Origin of the sequence: Bacteroides sp. Marseille-P3684 (genome assembly GCF_900291465.1) — a bacterium.
Taxonomy (GTDB): domain Bacteria; phylum Bacteroidota; class Bacteroidia; order Bacteroidales; family Bacteroidaceae; genus Phocaeicola_A.
Window position 1 is genome coordinate 677,437 of record NZ_LT985808.1, and the last position, 18,090, is coordinate 695,526.

Genomic DNA, 18,090 nt, shown 5'->3' on the forward strand with positions numbered 1-18,090 from the left:
GTCTGCTTATGTATGCCGACTGTCCGCCGGACGGACATGTCCGTGGAAAGGCTGTTGACCGTCCGTCCGGTCACACGAATGCAACAGGACTGTTACGGTAGCTTAAAAGTCGTGAAAGACGGATGTAACACGAACGGTGTTTCTTTGTAGCGTCAAAACATAAACGCAAGCAAATGAGAACTTTCGCAAAGGCAACGAGCCTGTTGCTCCTTTCAACCGTACTGTGCAACCCGGCGTCGGCGGACAACAAGAGTGCAGACCCCGCCGTCGGTGTCATCCGTGGACGAGTGGTTGACGCGGACAAGCGTACCCTCCCCGGAGCCTCCATCTACATCGAAAACCTCAAGGCCGGAGTGGTGAGCGACGCCAACGGCTTCTATACACTGACGAACCTGCAACCCGGTACCTACAAAGTCAAGGTGAGCTACGTGGGCTATGAACCCATCTACCTCACACTCGCCGTGCCCGAAGGGAAAACGGTCGAACGCGACATCACACTCAACGAAGGCCTCGAACTGCAGGAGGTCGTCATCGGTGGTGTCTTCCGCGGACAGAGCCGTGCCCTCAACCAGCAGAAGAACAAGATGGGCGTGGTCAACGTCGTCTCCTCGGACCAGGTGGGCAAGTTCCCCGATTCCAACATCGGAGACGCCCTCAAGCGCATCAGTGGCATCAATGTCCAATATGACCAGGGAGAGGCCCGCTTCGGACAGGTCAGGGGCACGTCGCCCGACCTCACCTCGGTGACCATCAACGGCAACCGCCTCCCTTCGGCGGAAGGCGACGTGCGCAACGTGCAGCTTGACCTGATCCCCTCGGACATGATACAGACCATCGAGGTCAACAAGGTGGTCACCGCAGACATGGACGCCGATGCCATCGGCGGCTCCATCAACCTCATCACGAAGAACTCCCCCTACGAACGTACCTTCAATGCCACACTCGGCAGCGGCTACAACTGGGTCAGCCAGGACCCGCAGCTGAACTTCGGACTGACCTACGGCGACCGCTTCTTCAACGACCGCCTGGGCGTCATGGCTGCCGTCTCCTACCAGAACGCACCCATCGGTTCGGACGATGTGGAGTTCGAGTATGACCTCGATGACAACGGGGAGAAGTTCCTGACCAGTGCCGAAACGAGACAGTACTACGTCACCCGTCAGCGCCAGAGTTACTCCCTCTCGCTCGACTATGATATCAACCCCAACCACAAACTCTTCTTCAAGGGTATCTACAACCGGCGTCACGACTGGGAAAACCGCTACGCCGTCGCCTACAAGGACCTGGAGAAGGCTGCCGACAACGAGGCGGAAGTGGAGATTGAGACCAAGGCAGGCGGACATGACAGGCACCACGCCCGTGTGGAGCTCCAGCAGACCATGGACTTCTCGCTCGGCGGAGAGCACCTTTTCGGCAACCTGATGGTGGACTGGGGAGCTTCCTATGCACGGGCGAGCGAGGACCGTCCCGAGGAACGCTACTTCAAGCTCAAGCAGGAGGGACTCGGTCTGCACGTCGCCGACCCGTTCACCCGCTTCCCCTACGTCACCGACAACATCAGCCTGCACGAGGGCACATGGGAGGTCGACGAGCTGACGAACTCCAACCAGGACATTCACGAAACGGACGCCAAGTTCCACCTGGACTTCGAGCTGCCCTTCCGGAAGGGAGAGTTCGGCAACAAGCTCAAGTTCGGAGCCAAGTACGCCCACAAGTCCAAGACGAAGGACATCGTGCAGTATGAGTATCAGGACGACTACACCAACAAGTACGGCAACGACTACATGAACCACCTCTCCAGCCAGATACGCGATGACTACATGCCCGGCAACGGACAATACAAGCCCACCGACTTCGTCCGCAAGGACTACATCGCCGACCTCGACTTTGCCTCCCTCGAAGGGGAACGCGTCTGGGAAGAGTCGTCGGGCAACTTCGACGCCGCCGAGAACGTGACCTCCGCCTACCTCCGCTTCGACCAGCAGCTCGGACGGCACCACCAGCTCATGCTTGGCGTCCGTATGGAAGCAACCCGGCTGGAGTACGAAGGCTGGAACTGGACCAAGCCCGGCGACGCAGAGGAAGAAGCCGGCATGGAGGAAGGCATCGTCAGCACCGGCAAGCAGAAGAACAACTACGTCAATGTCCTCCCGAGCATCCTCTACAAGTGGGACGTGAACGACGACTTCAAGGTGCGCGCCTCCTTCACCAACACCCTGGCACGTCCGAACTACGTGGACCTCGTCCCCAACGTGGCGCTGGACCTCGACGACGAGAAGGTCACCATCGGCAATCCCGACCTGACGCCCGCCCTCTCCTATAACTTCGACCTCAGCGCGGACTACTACTTCAAGAGCATCGGACTGGTCTCGGCTGGCGTGTTCTATAAGCGCATAAACGACTTCATCGTCGAACAGCGCACCAGCGGCGACTACGCAGGCTACCCCGGCGTGGACTTCAAGGAAATCAAGACCTCCATCAACGGCGGCGACGCCGACCTGCTGGGTGTGGAGGTAGGCTTCCAACGGGACTTCGGCTTCATCGCCCCCGCCCTGAAGTGCCTGGGTTTCTATGGCAACTACACCTACACCTGGTCGCGAGTGAACCACTTCAACTTCGCCGGACGCGAGAACGAGAAGGACCTGCGCATGCCCGGTTCGCCCGAACACATCGCCAACGCCTCGCTCTACTTCGAGAAGGACGGATGGAACGTCCGCCTGTCCTACAACCACGCCTCCGAGTTCATCGACGAGATGGGCGAGCACGCCATGCTCGACCGATACTATGACGCCGTCGACTACATGGACCTGAACGCCTCCTACACCTTCGGCAAGAAAATCAAGTGTACCGTCTACGGCGAGGCGAACAACCTGCTCAACCAACCCCTGCGCTACTACCAGGGCACGAAGGAGCACACCATGCAGGCTGAGTACTATGGCGTGAAAGTGAACGCAGGCATCAAGGTCGCCTTCTGAGGCCATCAACTGACAAAGCTTTATTAACAATCAAACAAAACCCTTATGAACACACTGAAAAGACTTACCTTCCTCTGCCTCCTGCTCTGCACGGCTGCCCTTGCTGCCGTGGCACAGGACGCCGCGAGCTGGGCGAAACTGGAGAAAAGCGTCAACTTCTACATCGCCAATGACCTCGGACGCAACGGCTACTACGACCAGAAGCCCATCGCCGAACTGATGGGCCGTATGGCCGAGACCGTCGGCATCGAGTGCGTGGTGGCTGCCGGCGACGTGCACCACTTCGAGGGCGTCCGCAGCACATCCGACCCGCTGTGGATGACCAACTATGAGCTCATCTACAGCCATCCCGAGCTGATGCTCCCCTGGCACCCCATCCTCGGCAACCACGAGTACCGCGGCAACACGCAGGCGGTGCTCGACTATGCCGGCGTCAGCGCACGCTGGGAGATGCCCGCCCGCTACTACACCTTCACCGTGGAGGACAACGATGTCACCGTGCGCGTGGTCATGCTCGACACGACTCCGCTCATCGACAAGTACCGCGAGGACACCGCCGGTTACCCTGACGCCTGCCGCCAGGAGGTGGAGCCGCAACTGAGCTGGCTCGACCGCGTACTCACCGACGCCCGCGAGGACTGGGTCATCGTCGTGGGGCACCACCCCATCTTTGCACAGACGGAGAAGAGCGAGAAGGAACGTCTCGACATGCAACGCCGTGTGGACACCGTCCTGCGCCGGCATGACAACGTCGCCATGTACGTCTGCGGACACCTCCACACCTTCCAGCACATCCGCCGTCAGGGGACGGACATCGACTACGTGGTCAACTCGTCCGCTTCGCTGAGCCGCGAGGTCAGCCCCACCGAGGGGACACAGTTCTGCAGCGGTGCGACCGGGTTCTCCCTCGTCGCCGCCGACAAGGACCGCCTCTGCCTCTACATGCTCGACAAGGACGGCAAGGTGCTCCACACCGTCAGCAAGACACGCTGACCGGCAATGGCTGATTGACACTTGACAACTTCCCCCTTCGGGGATACACACATGGACACGCCTTCAGGGACCATCACCCCTGGAGGCGTGTCTGCCTGTGCATGCCGTTTTCGCGCCGGAAGGGCATTGTCGATAGTCAATTGTCACTTGTCAATTGAAAAGTGCACTTTTTTGGTCTTCGTGCCGACACTTTTTCAAGAAAATCCGAAAAATAGAGAGCAAAAAGTTTGTCGATGTGAAATAATCGCTATATTTGCCTATCAAAGTGTTATTGAACAACCAAACCCCCAACGTGATGGAAAGAATAGATAATTTAGACCGACGCATCCTGGAGATCATTTCCCAGAATGCGCGTATTCCCTTCAAGGATGTGGCTGCTGAGTGCGGCGTCTCACGCGCTGCCATTCATCAGCGTGTGCAACGACTGATCGACCTGGGCGTCATCATCGGGTCGGGCTATCATGTCAATCCGAAGAGCTTGGGCTACAGTACCTGCACTTATGTCGGAGTAAAGCTCGAGAAAGGCTCCATGTACCGGGCTGCAGTGGCGCAGCTGGAGAACATCAAGGAGATTGTCGAGTGCCACTTCACCACCGGTCCCTACACCATGCTTATCAAGCTCTATGCCCGCGACAACGAACACCTCATGGAGCTGCTCAACAGCCGCATCCAGGAGATTCCCGGCGTGACTGCCACCGAGACGCTCATCTCGCTGGAGCAAAGCATCAAGAAGGAAATACCCATAACTGACAAGTGACCGGATGGGAGCCTTCGACAACCTCCACCTTACCGGGCTGGTCATAGGCATCTGCACCTTCCTCATCATCGGCCTGTTCCACCCCGTCGTCGTCAAGTGCGAGTACTACTTCGGGACACGCTGCTGGTGGGTCTTCCTCCTGCTGGGACTCGGCGGTACGGCCGCCTCTCTGTGGGTGGCGAACGTGCTGCTGTCGACCCTCCTCGGAGTCTTCGCCTTCTCCTCGTTCTGGACCATCAAGGAAATCTTTGAGCAGGAGGAACGTGTGAAGAAAGGATGGTTCCCCAAGAACCCCAAACGGACCTACAAGTTCTGACGTCCGTCCCGCAAGCCCCACACGGCAACCGGCGGACAGCAACGCAGACAGACATGCAGACATACGACATACAGCGGGCGTACGACAGCATCCACGCGTCGTACCCCGGATACCGGAAATTGCCCGTCATTGGAGTCACAGCGAACTTCAGTGACGGGAATTGTTCTTTAGCCGACGGCTATTGCACCTCCATCCTCCGTGCCGGAGGACTTCCCCTCATCATCCCTCCGTACGACGACACGGACGCACTGCTCTCCACCCTCGAACACCTCGACGGACTCCTGCTCACCGGCGGGGGCGACATCAACCCGCTCTACCTGGGCGAGGAACCCGTCAACGAACTCCACTCCATCAATCACCGCCGCGACCGTCAGGAACTCCTGCTCACCCGCCTCGCCGCCGACCGTCAGATACCCATCCTCGGCATCTGCCGCGGCCTCCAGGTCCTGACCGCCGCCCTCGGGGGCACCCTCTACCAGGACATCCACACCCAGGCAGGGACCGTCTGCCTCAAGCACGACCAGCAGCTCGACCGCAGCTACGCCTCACACACCCTGCACATCGAGCCGGACACGCTGCTCGCCCGCCTCTTCGGCACCGACCGCCTGCCCGTCAACTCGTTCCACCACCAGGCGGTCCGTGAGCCCGCACCCGGCTTCCGGGTCAGCGGAAGGGCAGCCGACGGCATCATCGAGGCGGTCGAGTCGGCGGAACACAAGTCGATGCTCGGCGTGCAGTGGCACCCGGAGTGCATGATTCTCGCCGGAGACGAGAGCATGCTGCCCCTCTTCCGCTGGCTCACGGCAGAAGCCGCTTCGTTCGCCGACGCCAAGGCAGTGCACCGGCGCATCGTCTCGCTCGACAGCCACTGCGACACGCCGATGTTCTTCCACAAGGACATCCGCTTCGACACGCGCGACCCGCACGTGCTCGTCGACCTGCACAAGATGACCGAGGGACATCTCGACGCCACCATCATGGTCGCCTACCTCAAGCAGCTCGAACGCGACGACGAGTCCCTGCTCGCCGCCACTGCCAAGGCGGACCGCATCCTGACCCAAATCGAGGCGATGGTCCATGCCAACGCATCGTGGGTCGACATTGCCCGCACGCCCGCCGACGTCCGTCGGTTGAAGCAGATGGGGCGGAAAGCCATCATGCTGGGCATCGAGAACGGCTATGCCCTGGGTCGCGACCTGGCGAACGTGGAGCACTTCCGTCGCCGCGGGGTGGTCTACCTGACGCTCTGCCACAACGGCGACAACGACGTCTGCGACTCCGCCCGCGGCAATGGGGAGCACGGCGGACTGAGTGCCTTCGGCAGGGAGGTCGTCCGCGAGATGAACCGCACGGGCATGCTGGTGGACCTCTCGCACGCGTCGGAGAAGAGCTTCTACGACGCCCTGTCGCTCAGCCGCACCCCCATCGTCTGCTCCCACTCGTCGTGTCGTGCCCTGTGCGACCATCCGCGCAACCTGACGGACGACCAGCTGCGTGCCCTCGCCCACAGCGGCGGCGTGGCACAGGTCTGCCTCTACGGGGGCTTTCTGCGGACGGACGGGACGGCGTCGCTGCCTGATGTCATCGAACACATCAACCACATGGTGAGCCTCATGGGCATCGACCACGTGGGCATCGGCACGGACTTCGACGGGGACGGCGGCATCCCCGGCTGTGCGTCGGCGTCGGAGGTCATCAACCTGACGCGCCGCCTGCGTGCGGAACGTTACTCGGAGGAGGACATCCAGAAACTCTGGGGCGGCAACTTCCTCCGCGTCATGGATGAGGCACAACGGGGCAATTGATAATGGATAACGTTTCAATTGACAATTGATAATTGACAATTGACAATTGCCCTGCGGCGTGGATAGCGAGGCTACAAGGCGGTGAATGTCCATTGTCCATTGTCCATTGACAATTGAAAAGCGGTCGTGTCAATTTGTCAAAATGTCAAATGAATCGCCCGAGAAGGAGCTTCCTTGCACCAAAATACGAGTTGGTGACCACGGAGCGCCTTCTCGGGCGATTTGCGTTTTGCACTGTGACAGCCTTTTTGCCTGTATCCTTTCCTTCTGTATCATTTTTCGTTCCGTCCGTTTCCTTCCGTCGGTCTTTTCACACGGAAGGACGCAATTTCACACATCGGGAATCGTGCCCCTTCGGTCTCTAAAAAATGGGGACAGATGGCTGTTTTCGTACGGACGAACGACCACGACGGTGCGGACACGTCGGTACGGTGGTGCGGACGCGTCCGTACGAAGCCAATCACAGGTGCTTTTGACCGTGTTGATGGGTGCGACGGATGGTTTTTCTGTGTTAGAAAGGGTGTAATTGTGTGAATAACGATTTATTTTGATGTGTTCTGACGGACGTATCTTAAAATATTTAACGCGCAATTTTCTAATTGGGACAAATTTGCGGATTTGTGCGTTACCTGAAAACGGCAAATTGGGAAATTGTGATGTTAAAATGGGGAAAACGATGTCATTGTGACAAACGGATGTTGTTGGACCGGGCGACCCGACCGGTCGCCCCTACATTCGCCGCCTTGTGGTCATATCCATACGCCGCAAGGTAATTGTCAATTGTCCATTGTCAATTGTCAATTAGAATATTGATGCCCTGTGCCGCCAGCACGAGCGCAACGTAGCGCAACAATTTTCCCAGTGTCATGGAGAACACCGTGATGGGCAGGTTCGCCCGCATCAGTCCGAGGACAATGGCGATGCCGTCCCCCACCACGGGGAGGAACGAGAAGAACGCCATCCATGCTCCCCGTCCGCGGATGAAACGCTCGGCGCGTGCCAGCTTCTCAGGCTTCACACCCAGCCAACGCTCCAGACGTGCCATGTTGCCCAAGTGACCCAGCCAGTAACACGTCATCGAACCGGCGGTATTGCCCAGCGTGGCGGCAGCGACCGTGCCCACGGGGTCCAGCCCCATCTCGACGAACGCGACGAGGAGGGCTTCGGAACTGAACGGGAGGATGCTCCCGGCAAGGAAGGCGGCGAGGAACATCCCCACGTACCCGTAGTCTAGAAGGAACTGTAAAGCTGTGTCCATATGTCAAGGAGGTAAAGTGCGGCGATGAGCGCCAGCGTGACAAGTAGCCCGATGCCGCTGCGGCGGTCGCGGGTCACGGCGAAGTAGTGCCCGGCGAGCAGCGAGGCGCAAGCCGTCAGCGGAGCTGCGAGCGAGGGATAAAGGACGGGCTGGAAGGCGAGGAGCACCCACAGGAGGGCTTCCGTCGAGAGGATGTAGTAGATGCACGTCCGGGTGCGTATCTTGTCGTGGAAGCTGTTGCGGGCGTAGTGGATGATGCTCCACAGCGTCAGGAGGAGGGTCAGCGCGAGCGTGGCTATCGCCGGGGGCGTCAGCGTGCTGTAGTCCGTGGGGCTGAAACGGACGACGGCTGCCAGCTGGCGGAGCAGGAGGTCCCACTCGCCGATGGTGTAGGCATAGCCGCCCAGGAACCAGTAGGGGAGGAGTGCACCGATGAGTGCCGCGCAGAGCGTCCGCGGAGAGAGGTGGTGGAACCCCGTCTGCATGAGCAGCAGCACGGGCATGAGCAGCAACAGCGGGGGGACGGCGAGGGTCGCCAGTCCGTAGAAGAAGAAGCCGCGGAAGACATCGCCCACGGGCTCCACGCCCTGATAGGTGCGGAAGAGGAAGTAGAACGTCGCTGCCAGGCAGCATGCCGACACGCTCCCGCCCTGCAACGTGTGGGGCTGGGCGACGGTGGCAAGGAGCAGGAAGAGCGTCAGGTAAAAGGTCGAGTGGACGCGGATGACGGCGTGGTGGACGGTCACTGCCCCGAGCAGCAGCAGGGCGAGCAGCAGCAGGATGTAGCCCGCGAGCCGTCCGCCGAAGGGTGTCAGCAGACCCGGCACACTGTCCCACAGCCCGCCCGTTGTCGCGGCGGCAGTGTCGGCTGACGGAAGCCACCAGAGCGCCGAGGCAATGAGAAAGGCAACGAGGAGCGGAAGACTCCCCGTTGCCAGCCGTTCTTGCAGATAGGTCAGTCGCATGAGAGGCTTAGAGGTCGAACCCGATGTCCGAGCGGAAGTAGCGTTTCTCGAATGCGATTTGTTGTGCGCCGCGGAAGGAGCGGGCGAGCGCCTCTGCCTTGTCCGCGCCGTAGGAGCTGACGGCGATGACGCGTCCACCGGCGGTGACGACCTGTCCGTCCTTGAGTGCCGTCCCGGCGTGGAAGACGATACTGTCTGTCACACTGTCGATGCCCGTGATGGGATAGCCCTTGGTGTAGGCTTCGGGGTATCCGCCGGAGACGAGCATGACGCAGACGGCGGTGCGGGGGTCGATGGTGAGTGTCCGATGGTCGAGGTCGCCCTGTGCCACGCCTTCGAAGAGGTCGACCAGGTCGCTCTGGATGCGCAGCATGACGCTCTCGGTCTCCGGGTCGCCCATGCGGACGTTGTACTCGATGACCATGGGTTCACCCTGTACGTTGATAAGGCCGAAGAAGATGAAGCCCTTGTAGTCGATGCCTTCGGCGGCAAGTCCCTCGACGGTGGGGCGTATGATGCGGTCCTCGACCTTCTGCATCCATGCCTTGTCGGCAAAGGGGACGGGCGAGACGGAGCCCATGCCTCCGGTGTTGAGGCCGCGGTCTCCCTCGCCGATGCGCTTGTAGTCCTTCGCTTCGGGGAGTATCTTGTAGTGGCGTCCGTCGGTCAGGACGAAGACGGAGCACTCGATGCCGCTGAGGAATTCCTCTATGACGACCTTCGACGAGGCATCGCCGAACATGCCGCCGAGCATCTCGCGCAACTCGCGACGGGCTTCGTCGAGGGTGGGCAGGATGAGCACGCCCTTGCCGGCGCAGAGACCGTCGGCCTTCAGTACGTACGGTGCGGGAAGGGTCTCAAGGAAGGCGAGCCCTTCGTCGAGGCGGTCTGCGGTGAAGCTGCGGTATCGGGCGGTGGGGATGTGGTGACGCTCCATGAACTCCTTGGCGAACTCCTTGCTGCCTTCGAGCACGGCACCGGCACGGGAGGGTCCGATGACGGGTACGCCGGCGAGGCGGGGGTCAGCCTTGAAATAGTCATAGATGCCCTTGACGAGCGGGTCTTCCGGTCCGACGACGACCATGTGTACGCCGTTGTCGATGACAAAGCGGCCGATGGCGTCGAAGTCATTCGCCTGGATGGCGACGTTCTCGCCCACGTTGCGTGTCCCTGCATTGCCGGGAGCGATGTAGAGTTTTTCCACTTTCGGGCTCTGGGATATCTTCCACGCCAGCGCATGTTCGCGCCCGCCCGAACCAAGTAACAGTAGTTTCATAATCGTGATGGGGTATTGTGTTTCCGGTCCTCCGCCTCGTCGCTGCGGGGCTGTCAGCCGGACGTCCGCCGACGGGGCGTTGCGTTGTGCATCCCTGCCGGCGGACGGCTCGCGGACGGTGCGGAGTCCCGGAGAGGGGTTATTTCAAGTGCTCTTCGAAGTATCGGGTGATGTGTTCGTGCAGGTGGACACGGTCGCGGCCGACCATGTTGTGTCCCTGACCGGGGTAGATGAAGAGGTCGGGGTGCGTGCCCTGGTCGATGCAGGCACGGATGAACGAGAGGGTGTGCTGTGGCACGCACGTGGGGTCGTTTCCGCCGATGATGAGTTCCAGCCGCCCTTTCAGGTTGCCGGCGCGGAGCTTGAGGTTGGCGTTCTTATAGCCGTCAGGATTCGCCTCGGGGGTGTCCATGTAGCGTTCGCCGTACATGACCTCGTAGTACTGCCAGTCGATGACGGGTCCTCCTGCCACTGCCACCTTGAACACGTCGGGGTGGGTGAGCATGAGGTTTGTGGTCATGAATCCGCCGAAGCTCCATCCGTGCACGCCGAGGCGGGATGCGTCGACGTAGGGGAGGCTCTTGAGCAGTTCGACGCCCTTCATCTGGTCTTTCATCTCCTCGGTGCCGAGCTGACGGAAGGTACAGTTCTCAAACGCCAGTCCGCGGTTGGAGCTGCCCCGGTTGTCCAAAGTAAGCATGACGTAGCCTTGTTGCGCCATGTAGATGTCCCAGCCTCGTGCGGCGTATCGGAAATTGTTCTGAAGCATCTGTGCGTGCGGTCCTCCGTAGACGTAGATGATGGCGGGATACTTCTTCGACGGGTCGAAGCCGGTGGGTTTGATGAGCCGGTAGTAGAGGTCCGTCACGCCGTCAGCCGCCTTGATGGTGCCTGTCTCGATGGTGGGGACGTCGTATCCCTTCCAGGGGTCTTCGGCGCGGAAGAGGTTCTTCGTGGTCCGTCCGTCGGCGGTGGCGACGAGGTCGATGTTGCGCGGCACGGTCGGGGTGGAGTAGTTGTCGATGAGGTAGTTGCCGTCGGCAGAGAGCTGCACGTGATGGACTCCTTCGCTATTGCCCACGGGACGGCGTTTGCCGTTCTTCAGGCTGACGGCATAGATGTTGGTCTGCATGGGCGACACTTCGGTAGTGGCGATGTAGACCTCCTTCTTCTTCTCGTTGAAGCCGACGATGCTCTGCACGAGCCAGTCGCCCTGGGTGAGCGGGGTGACGCGCAGGCTCTCGCGGCAGGTGCCTCCGTTGTCGGTGTTCTTGATGGTCGGCTCACAGGGGGCGGAGGTGTCGAACAGGTAGAGGTGGTTGTACCCGTCGCGCTGGCTCTGGTAGATGAACTTCGTGTCGTCCCATGGGAGGAAGGTCAGCGGGAACTGCGGCTCCACGTACTTGGGGTGTATCTCCTCGTAGAGGACGGCTTCGCGCTTGCCCGTCGTGGCGTCATAGCGGACGAGCTGGGCGTAGTTCTGGTCCCGGTTGAGCTCGATGAGAAAGAGCTTCTGTTCGTCCGGCGACCAGCTGACGTTGGTGAAGTAGCGGTCGGTGGGGTCTCCGGCATCGAGGTAGACATTCTTCCCCGTCGCCAGGTCGTAGACGCCGACGGTGACTTTGTGGCTGGTCATCCCTGCCATGGGGTACTTGTCAGGCTCGAGCGTGGCGATGCGGGTGTCGATGTTGACCTGTGGGTAATCGGTCACCATGCTCTGGTCCATCCTGTAGTAGGCGAGACGGCTTCCCCGGGGGCTCCAGAAGGTCCCTTTCGTAATGCCGAACTCGTTGCGGTGCACCGCCTGACCGTAAACGATGTCGTGCGGCTTGGGCGCATGCGCCGGGTCGGCGAACTCGGGGCTGAGGTCGATGGGCTTGTTCTCGCCCGTGCGGCGTATCAGAAGGCGGTCGCCCAACGTATAGGCGACGGCGCGTCCGTCGGGGGCGATGTCGGCGTTGGCGGCTGCGCGGTCAATGCCGATGAGATGGTCGACCTGGCGGATGGAGAAGTTGTAGTAGACGATGTGTTCCGGGAAGCGGAGCATCACGATGGGCTGCCGGGCGTCCGGGAAGCGCACGCCGTAGAGGCTGTGTACCCGAGGCAGCTTCGCCCCGGTATAGGACAGGATGCCCTCGTTGACATCGACGAGATTGAAGAGCAGACTTTCCCGTCCGCTCTGGGGGTTGACCGCCTTGACTTCTTCGGCATCGGGGACAATGCAGCGGTCGCCCCACCACTGGACGTCGTAGAGGTTCTTGGTGGAGCAGTTGTAAAAGTTGCTACCGCCGGGGATGAGGTCCTCCAGCGTGAAGCGCTTGAGTTCTTGTGCCATGGTGGTAACTGCCGACAGCAGGAGCAGCGCCGGCAGCAGGTTAATCTTGATTCTCATAACGGTTGGTTTTATTCTCTTGATCGAAAGGCTTTCGTGAGTCGCGTGTGTCGTAGGGGCGGCGTCCGCGGTTGTCGCCGTAGCGTCCGCGTGGTCCGCCGTCGGGGTGTTCGCGGCGGTTTTCGCCGTAGCGGGGCGGACGGTCGTTGCCCGGGCGGGGGCGTCGTCCTCCGTCGGGACGTTCGCGGCGGCTTTCGTCGGGACGTCGGGGGCTGCGCAGGTCGCGACGCGGACGGAACTCGCCCGGATGGTCGCCACGGGAAGCGCGGAAGTCGTCGGCGTTGGTCTCCATGTAGTCCTTAAAGCGTCCGCTGAAGAGCTGGTACTTGCGGAACTGGCAGGCGAGGGCGCCGTTGAAGAGTGGTATCTTTTCCGAAGCCTTCAGCCCTATCTGGTCGAAGCACTCGTCCCTGTAGCTGAGTATCCATGCCTCATTGCCCGAGAAGGCGTGCTTGAGGCGTTCGCCGATGGTGCGGTAGAGTCCCAGCAGGTCGTCGGTCGTGATGCGCTCGCCGTAGGGCGGGTTGGTCACCATGATGGCCTTCTCCGTCGGCTGTTCGAACTCCTCGAAGGGTCTGACCTGGAGAACGATGTCGCGGCTCAGTCCGGCAGCCTTGACGTTGCGTGTGGCTATTTCGTTCGCGTGGCGGTTGATGTCGTAGCCGTAAATCTTGTGGGAGAACTCGCGTTCCTGCGAATCGTCGTTATAGACCTTGTCGAAGAGCTCCCGGTCGAAGTCGCCCCACTTCTCGAACGCGTACTCCTTGCGGAAGACGCCCGGGGCGATGTTCCGCGCGATGAGCGCCGCCTCGATGGGGATGGTTCCCGACCCGCACATCGGGTCGATGAGGTCGCACTCTCCGTGCCAGCCGGTGAGGAGAATCATGCCTGCCGCCAGGACCTCGTTGAGCGGTGCCTCGACCGCCTCCTGACGGTAGCCGCGCCGGTGGAGCGACTCGCCCGAGCTGTCGAGCGAGAGGGTACAGTGGTCCTGTGCGATGTGGATGTTGAGGGAGAGGTCGGGGTTATTGATGCGCACCGACGGACGCTTGCCCGTCTTCTCGCGGAAGTAATCGACGATGGCATCCTTGACGCGGTACGCCACGAACTTCGAGTGCCGGAACTCGTCGGAGAAGACCACAGCGTCGACGGCAAAGCTCCCTTCCGGCGTGAGGTAGTCCTCCCAGGCAATCTCCTTGACCGCATTGTACACCTCGTCGGCGTTGCCCGCCGTGAAGTGCTTGATGGGCTTGAGGATGCGGATGGCGGTACGCAGGGCAAAGTTCGCCCGGTACATCATCTCCTTGTCGCCGGTGAACGACACCATTCGTCTTCCTACTTCGATATTGTTGGCTCCCAGTTGAGTCAACTCTTTGGCCAAGACCTCCTCCAGTCCTTGGAAGGTCTTTGCAATCAGCTCTGTTTCTTGCATAGGTATTCTAGAAGTTATTAGTCAGTCCCGTAATGCCGAAGGGCGGGCAACCCGCTGCCGCACACGCGGAAGGATGCAGGCACATCCGTCGCCCCGGCTGCATGTCAAGGCCTCGGTTCCAGGGTGCAAAGTAACGGAATTTCCGCCGCTTAGTCAAGAGTTTTCCCGCTTTTTGTGGCGTCGGTGGAAGCGGGCAGGTCCCACTTTTCTCCTTGTTTCCTTGTCGGTTTGTCACCTGAATCGGCTTTTTCTCCTTACCTTTGTGGCACAAACACTCCCTGACATGATAAAACCGCACTTATTCAGCCGAACGCTTTACGCCCTGCTGCTCCTCGTTGCCGGAGCCGCGCTGCCTGCACTCTATGCCTGCCTCTCCACCGGAGAGCGCGACGTGCCGCAGTCCCAACTCCCCTTTGCCACCGTGTCGCCCGACGTCCCGGACGCCGTCGTCTTCGCCGGGGACACGCTGAGGCTCGACCGCGCCGACCTGCGCGAACGCATGGACCGCGAACAGTGTGCCTTCACCTACATGCACGCCTCCACCCTGCTGGCCCTCAAACGTGCCAACCGCTACTTCCCCGTCATCGAACCCATCCTCCGTCAGGAGGGAGTGCCCGACGACCTCAAGTACCTGGCTGTCATCGAGAGCTCCCTCGACGAGCGGGCGTACTCGCCGGCACATGCCGCCGGGCTGTGGCAGTTTATCGAAGCCACCGGACGGCAGTACGGGCTGGAGGTCAACGACCACATCGACGAACGCTACCACGTGGAGAAGGCGACCCGTGCCGCCTGCCGCTACCTCAAGGATGCCTATGCACGCTATGGCGACTGGCTCACCGTAGCCGCCAGCTACAACGCCGGGCAGGGGCGCATCTCCCGCGAGCTGGAGCGTCAGGAGGCGGACCGCGCGACCGACCTGTGGCTCAACAAGGAGACCACGCGCTACATGTTCCGCCTGCTCGCCGCGAAGGAGCTCTTCGCCAACCCCCGCCGCTTCGGGTTCTGCCTGCGGCGCAGCCAGCTCTATCCCCCGGTGAAGTACACTTACGTGGAGGTGGACACCCCCATCGCCTCGCTCACCGACTTCGCCCGCGAACACGGACTGCTCGTCCGTCAGCTCAAGGAGGCGAACCCCTGGATACAGGGCTACACGCTCCAGAACCGTTCCCGGAGGCGCTACCGCATCGCCATCCCCGACAGCGCGTCGCTCCATTACCGTCCGCAGGACACCCGTCCGCATGACCCGGCGTGGGTCATCGACTGACGTCCGCCCGACGACCGACAGACCATCCACAAACCACATACACATTTATGAGAACCATCACCTTATGTATCCTTGCCCTTGCCCTCGCTGCCTGCGGGGGCGGCACCAGCGGACGGAAGGCTGCGGAGACTGCTCCCGCCAAGCCGACAACGTTCGTCTTCCCTGAGATTCCCGACCTGATGACCGAACCGGACCAACGTCTGGCATACCTCGTGCGCCACTTTTGGGACGAGTTCGACTTTGCCGACTCCACCTCCCTCACCAATCCTGACGTGGGCGAGCAGGGCTTTGCGAACTTCATCGCTCTCCTGCCGCAGGCACTCCCCGGTGACGTCGGGGCTGCGCTCGACTCGCTCGTGAAGCGTGCCGCGCCCCATCCTGCCGCCCTCACCTTCCTGCTCACCAACGCCGAGAAGTACCTCTACGACCCCAACTCCCCCTACGTGAACGAGGAGCTGTACGCCACCCTCGTCCGTCCGCTGCTCGCCCTCCCGTCCGTGGGCTATGCCGACAAGAGCCGCCTGACCTTCCGTCTGGACCTCATCGCCAAGAACCGTCCGGGCACCCCGGCGACGGACTTCCCCTTCCTGCTCTATCCGCGCGAAGAGCCTTCGTCGCTGCATGCCACCCCTGCCCGGGAGCTGCTGCTGGTGTTCTATGACCCCGAGTGCGAGCACTGTCAGGCGACGCTCCAGGCGCTCGTCGCGTCCGAGGAACTGGCTGCCCGCATCAAGGGCGGACTGCGCGTGCTGGCGGTCTACACCGAGGGCAACCAGGAGGTGTGGCGCGAGACTGCTCCCCTGCTGCCCCACACTTGGACCGTGGCGACGGACACGGCGTGCGCCGTGAAGGACATGCCGCTCTATGACCTCAAGGCGATGCCGTCGCTCTACCTCCTCGACGCCGACAAGAAGGTCGTGCTCAAGGATACGAGCCTGCCTGCCCTGCTGCAACGGTGGAAGGAGGAACAGGACAATTGACAATTGACAACGTTTCAATTGACAATTGACAATGGACAATTGACAATTTCCGTGCGGCGTGAGGACGAGACCATAAGGCGGTGAATGTAGGGGCGACCGGTCTGGTCGCCCGGTCCAATTGCCCGGCGTTATTCGTTGGCACCGATTCAATTGTCAATTGTCCATTGTCCATTGTCAATTGCCCTGCGGCATGTGTGCGCATCCGTTCATTGGACCGGGCGACCAGACCGGTCGCCCCTACATTTTGAGAAATGTTTTGTTGATGCGGTCCGACGTTTTTATCAATTTGTCAAAACGTCAAATGAATCGCCCGAGAAGGGGCTTCCTTGCACCAAAATACGAGTTGGTGACCGCGGAGCGCCTTCTCGGGCGATTTGCGTTTTGCATCGTGACAGCCTTTTTTCCTGTTCTCTTTCCTTCTGTTTAGCTCTTCTCTTCCTTTGTTCCCTTCCGTCGGTCTTTTCACACGGACGGACGCAATATCACACATCCGGAATTGCGCTCCTTCGGGCTCTAAAAAATGGGGACAGGGGACTGTTTTCGTACGGACGAACGACCACGACGGTGCGGACACGTCGGTACGACGGTAGTCGTTCGTCCGTACGAAGCCAATCACAGGTGCTTCGGGTGGTGAAAATGGGTGCGGCGGACGCTTTTTCTACGTTAGAAAGCGTGTAATTGTGTAAAGTTACGTTATTTTCAGTCTGTTTAGATGGACGTATCTTAAAATATTTAACGCGCTATTTTCTGGGAGGGATAAAATTGCGAAAGTACGCGTCAGCTGAAAACGCCGAATCGGGAAAATGTGATGTTAAAATCCGGTAAATGGTGCCGTTTTGACAAAATGAACGGACGGCAATGTCCCATGCCTCATTTGACCCGTGAGGTGATGGGGTGGCGGTTGCCGTGTACGCCCGTGAGGAAAGCCTTGGCGCTGCCGAAGTTCAGGTACATGTCCAGGCGCACGGGGAGGTGGTTCGCGTCGTCGGTGATGAAGAACGTGATGACCTCCTTCTCCTTACCATCCTTGTACTCCACCAGGGAGAATTTCAGACAGTGGTAGTCGTGCTTGTCGTTCGCATCCACCACCTCCCGTCCGCGGAAGATGAGTGTCTGCTCCTCGATGGCAGAACCTGTCGCCATGGGGAAGCGTATCTTCTGCCCCACGCGGTAGTTCGTCGGGTCGAACGAACGGGCACGTGCCAGGATGCTCAGCATGTCGTAGACGCAGTAGTCCGTCACGTCGTTGGCGAACTTGGGGTCACGGCCCCGGCGGTGGCGCGACTGGCGGATGTGGCTCTTGCCGTCCTTATAGGTGAACGTGACCGAGTCGACGGTGTAGTGCTTCCCTTCCTCCGCACCCTTGCGGAAGAAGTAGGGGACGAGCTTCTGGGACATGACATTCTCCAGCGTGTCGCGCATGACGAAGAAGAAGTCCGCACGCTTGTTGCCCTTCGTCTGGAGGTACGTGCGGTAGGCAGGCTCGCCGTGCCAGGTCGTGTTGTGGATTGCCATTTCGGCAGTCCCCGCCTTCACCCAGACGAACTTCCAGTTGAAGTAGAGGTCGTAGGTCACGCGCTCTCCAGCCTTGAAGGCTTTGTTCTCCGCCTCGTACTGTGCCCGGACGGACCAGGCAGCCAGCATGCAGAGGCACAGCAAAATGATTCGTTTCATAGC

The 18,090-nt window shown here is 60.5% G+C and carries 13 protein-coding genes; 7 read left to right on the forward strand and 6 right to left on the reverse strand.

Annotated elements, in window-relative coordinates; genetic code table 11:
• Positions 1-173 precede the first annotated feature (173 nt).
• The 5 genes from C8275_RS02660 (at position 174) to C8275_RS02680 (ending at position 6,846) form a co-directional block, all read left to right on the forward strand.
• On the forward strand, positions 174-2,975 hold the full coding sequence (locus tag C8275_RS02660; RefSeq protein WP_106483992.1) for a TonB-dependent receptor: 2,802 nt from the start codon (positions 174-176) through the stop codon (positions 2,973-2,975).
• Between the two features lie 45 nt (positions 2,976-3,020).
• The gene (locus C8275_RS02665; RefSeq protein WP_106483993.1) at positions 3,021-3,968 is read left to right on the forward strand and encodes a metallophosphoesterase; all 948 of its coding nucleotides are present in this window, start codon (positions 3,021-3,023) and stop codon (positions 3,966-3,968) included.
• Positions 3,969-4,263: 295 nt separating this feature from the next.
• Positions 4,264-4,725: an Lrp/AsnC family transcriptional regulator gene (locus C8275_RS02670; protein ID WP_022385912.1), complete on the forward strand. Its 462-nt coding sequence runs from the start codon at positions 4,264-4,266 to the stop codon at positions 4,723-4,725.
• A 4-nt stretch (positions 4,726-4,729) separates the two neighbouring features.
• The gene (locus tag C8275_RS02675) at positions 4,730-5,041 is read left to right on the forward strand and encodes a DUF4491 family protein (protein ID WP_106483994.1); all 312 of its coding nucleotides are present in this window, start codon (positions 4,730-4,732) and stop codon (positions 5,039-5,041) included.
• A 53-nt stretch (positions 5,042-5,094) separates the two neighbouring features.
• Complete coding sequence (locus C8275_RS02680; RefSeq protein WP_106483995.1) at positions 5,095-6,846, forward strand: gamma-glutamyl-gamma-aminobutyrate hydrolase family protein; 1,752 nt, start codon at positions 5,095-5,097, stop codon at positions 6,844-6,846.
• 790 nt (positions 6,847-7,636) lie between these two features.
• Here the strand turns inward: C8275_RS02680 and C8275_RS02685 are convergent.
• The 5 genes from C8275_RS02685 to C8275_RS02705 all read right to left on the reverse strand — a co-directional run bounded on the left by C8275_RS02685 (position 7,637) and on the right by C8275_RS02705 (position 14,169).
• Positions 7,637-8,104, reverse strand: a complete 468-nt coding sequence (locus C8275_RS02685) for a YqaA family protein (protein ID WP_106483996.1) — start codon at positions 8,102-8,104, stop codon at positions 7,637-7,639.
• On the reverse strand, positions 8,077-9,069 hold the full coding sequence (locus C8275_RS02690) for a hypothetical protein (RefSeq protein ID WP_106483997.1): 993 nt from the start codon (positions 9,067-9,069) through the stop codon (positions 8,077-8,079). Before C8275_RS02690 ends, C8275_RS02685 begins: the two co-directional genes overlap by 28 nt.
• A 7-nt stretch (positions 9,070-9,076) precedes the next feature.
• Complete coding sequence (purD, locus tag C8275_RS02695) at positions 9,077-10,345, reverse strand: phosphoribosylamine--glycine ligase (RefSeq protein WP_106483998.1); 1,269 nt, start codon at positions 10,343-10,345, stop codon at positions 9,077-9,079.
• A 139-nt stretch (positions 10,346-10,484) separates the two neighbouring features.
• A complete protein-coding gene (locus tag C8275_RS02700; protein ID WP_106483999.1) occupies positions 10,485-12,737 on the reverse strand; it encodes a DPP IV N-terminal domain-containing protein in 2,253 nt (750 codons plus the stop codon).
• The gene (locus C8275_RS02705; RefSeq protein WP_106484000.1) at positions 12,721-14,169 is read right to left on the reverse strand and encodes a class I SAM-dependent RNA methyltransferase; all 1,449 of its coding nucleotides are present in this window, start codon (positions 14,167-14,169) and stop codon (positions 12,721-12,723) included. Before C8275_RS02705 ends, C8275_RS02700 begins: the two co-directional genes overlap by 17 nt.
• A gap of 286 nt (positions 14,170-14,455) precedes the next feature.
• Between C8275_RS02705 and C8275_RS02710 the strand changes: the two genes are divergently transcribed.
• The gene (locus tag C8275_RS02710; RefSeq protein WP_369861203.1) at positions 14,456-15,433 is read left to right on the forward strand and encodes a lytic transglycosylase domain-containing protein; all 978 of its coding nucleotides are present in this window, start codon (positions 14,456-14,458) and stop codon (positions 15,431-15,433) included.
• A gap of 47 nt (positions 15,434-15,480) precedes the next feature.
• Positions 15,481-16,413, forward strand: coding sequence for a DUF5106 domain-containing protein (locus C8275_RS02715; RefSeq protein ID WP_106484002.1), 933 nt, complete (start codon positions 15,481-15,483; stop codon positions 16,411-16,413).
• An 870-nt stretch (positions 16,414-17,283) separates the two neighbouring features.
• On the opposite strand, the gene C8275_RS02720 is transcribed toward C8275_RS02715, so the two are convergent.
• Positions 17,284-18,087 carry a DUF3108 domain-containing protein gene (locus C8275_RS02720; protein WP_234395689.1) on the reverse strand — a complete coding sequence of 268 codons (804 nt, stop codon included), beginning with the start codon at positions 18,085-18,087 and terminating at the stop codon, positions 17,284-17,286.
• Positions 18,088-18,090 lie beyond the last annotated feature (3 nt).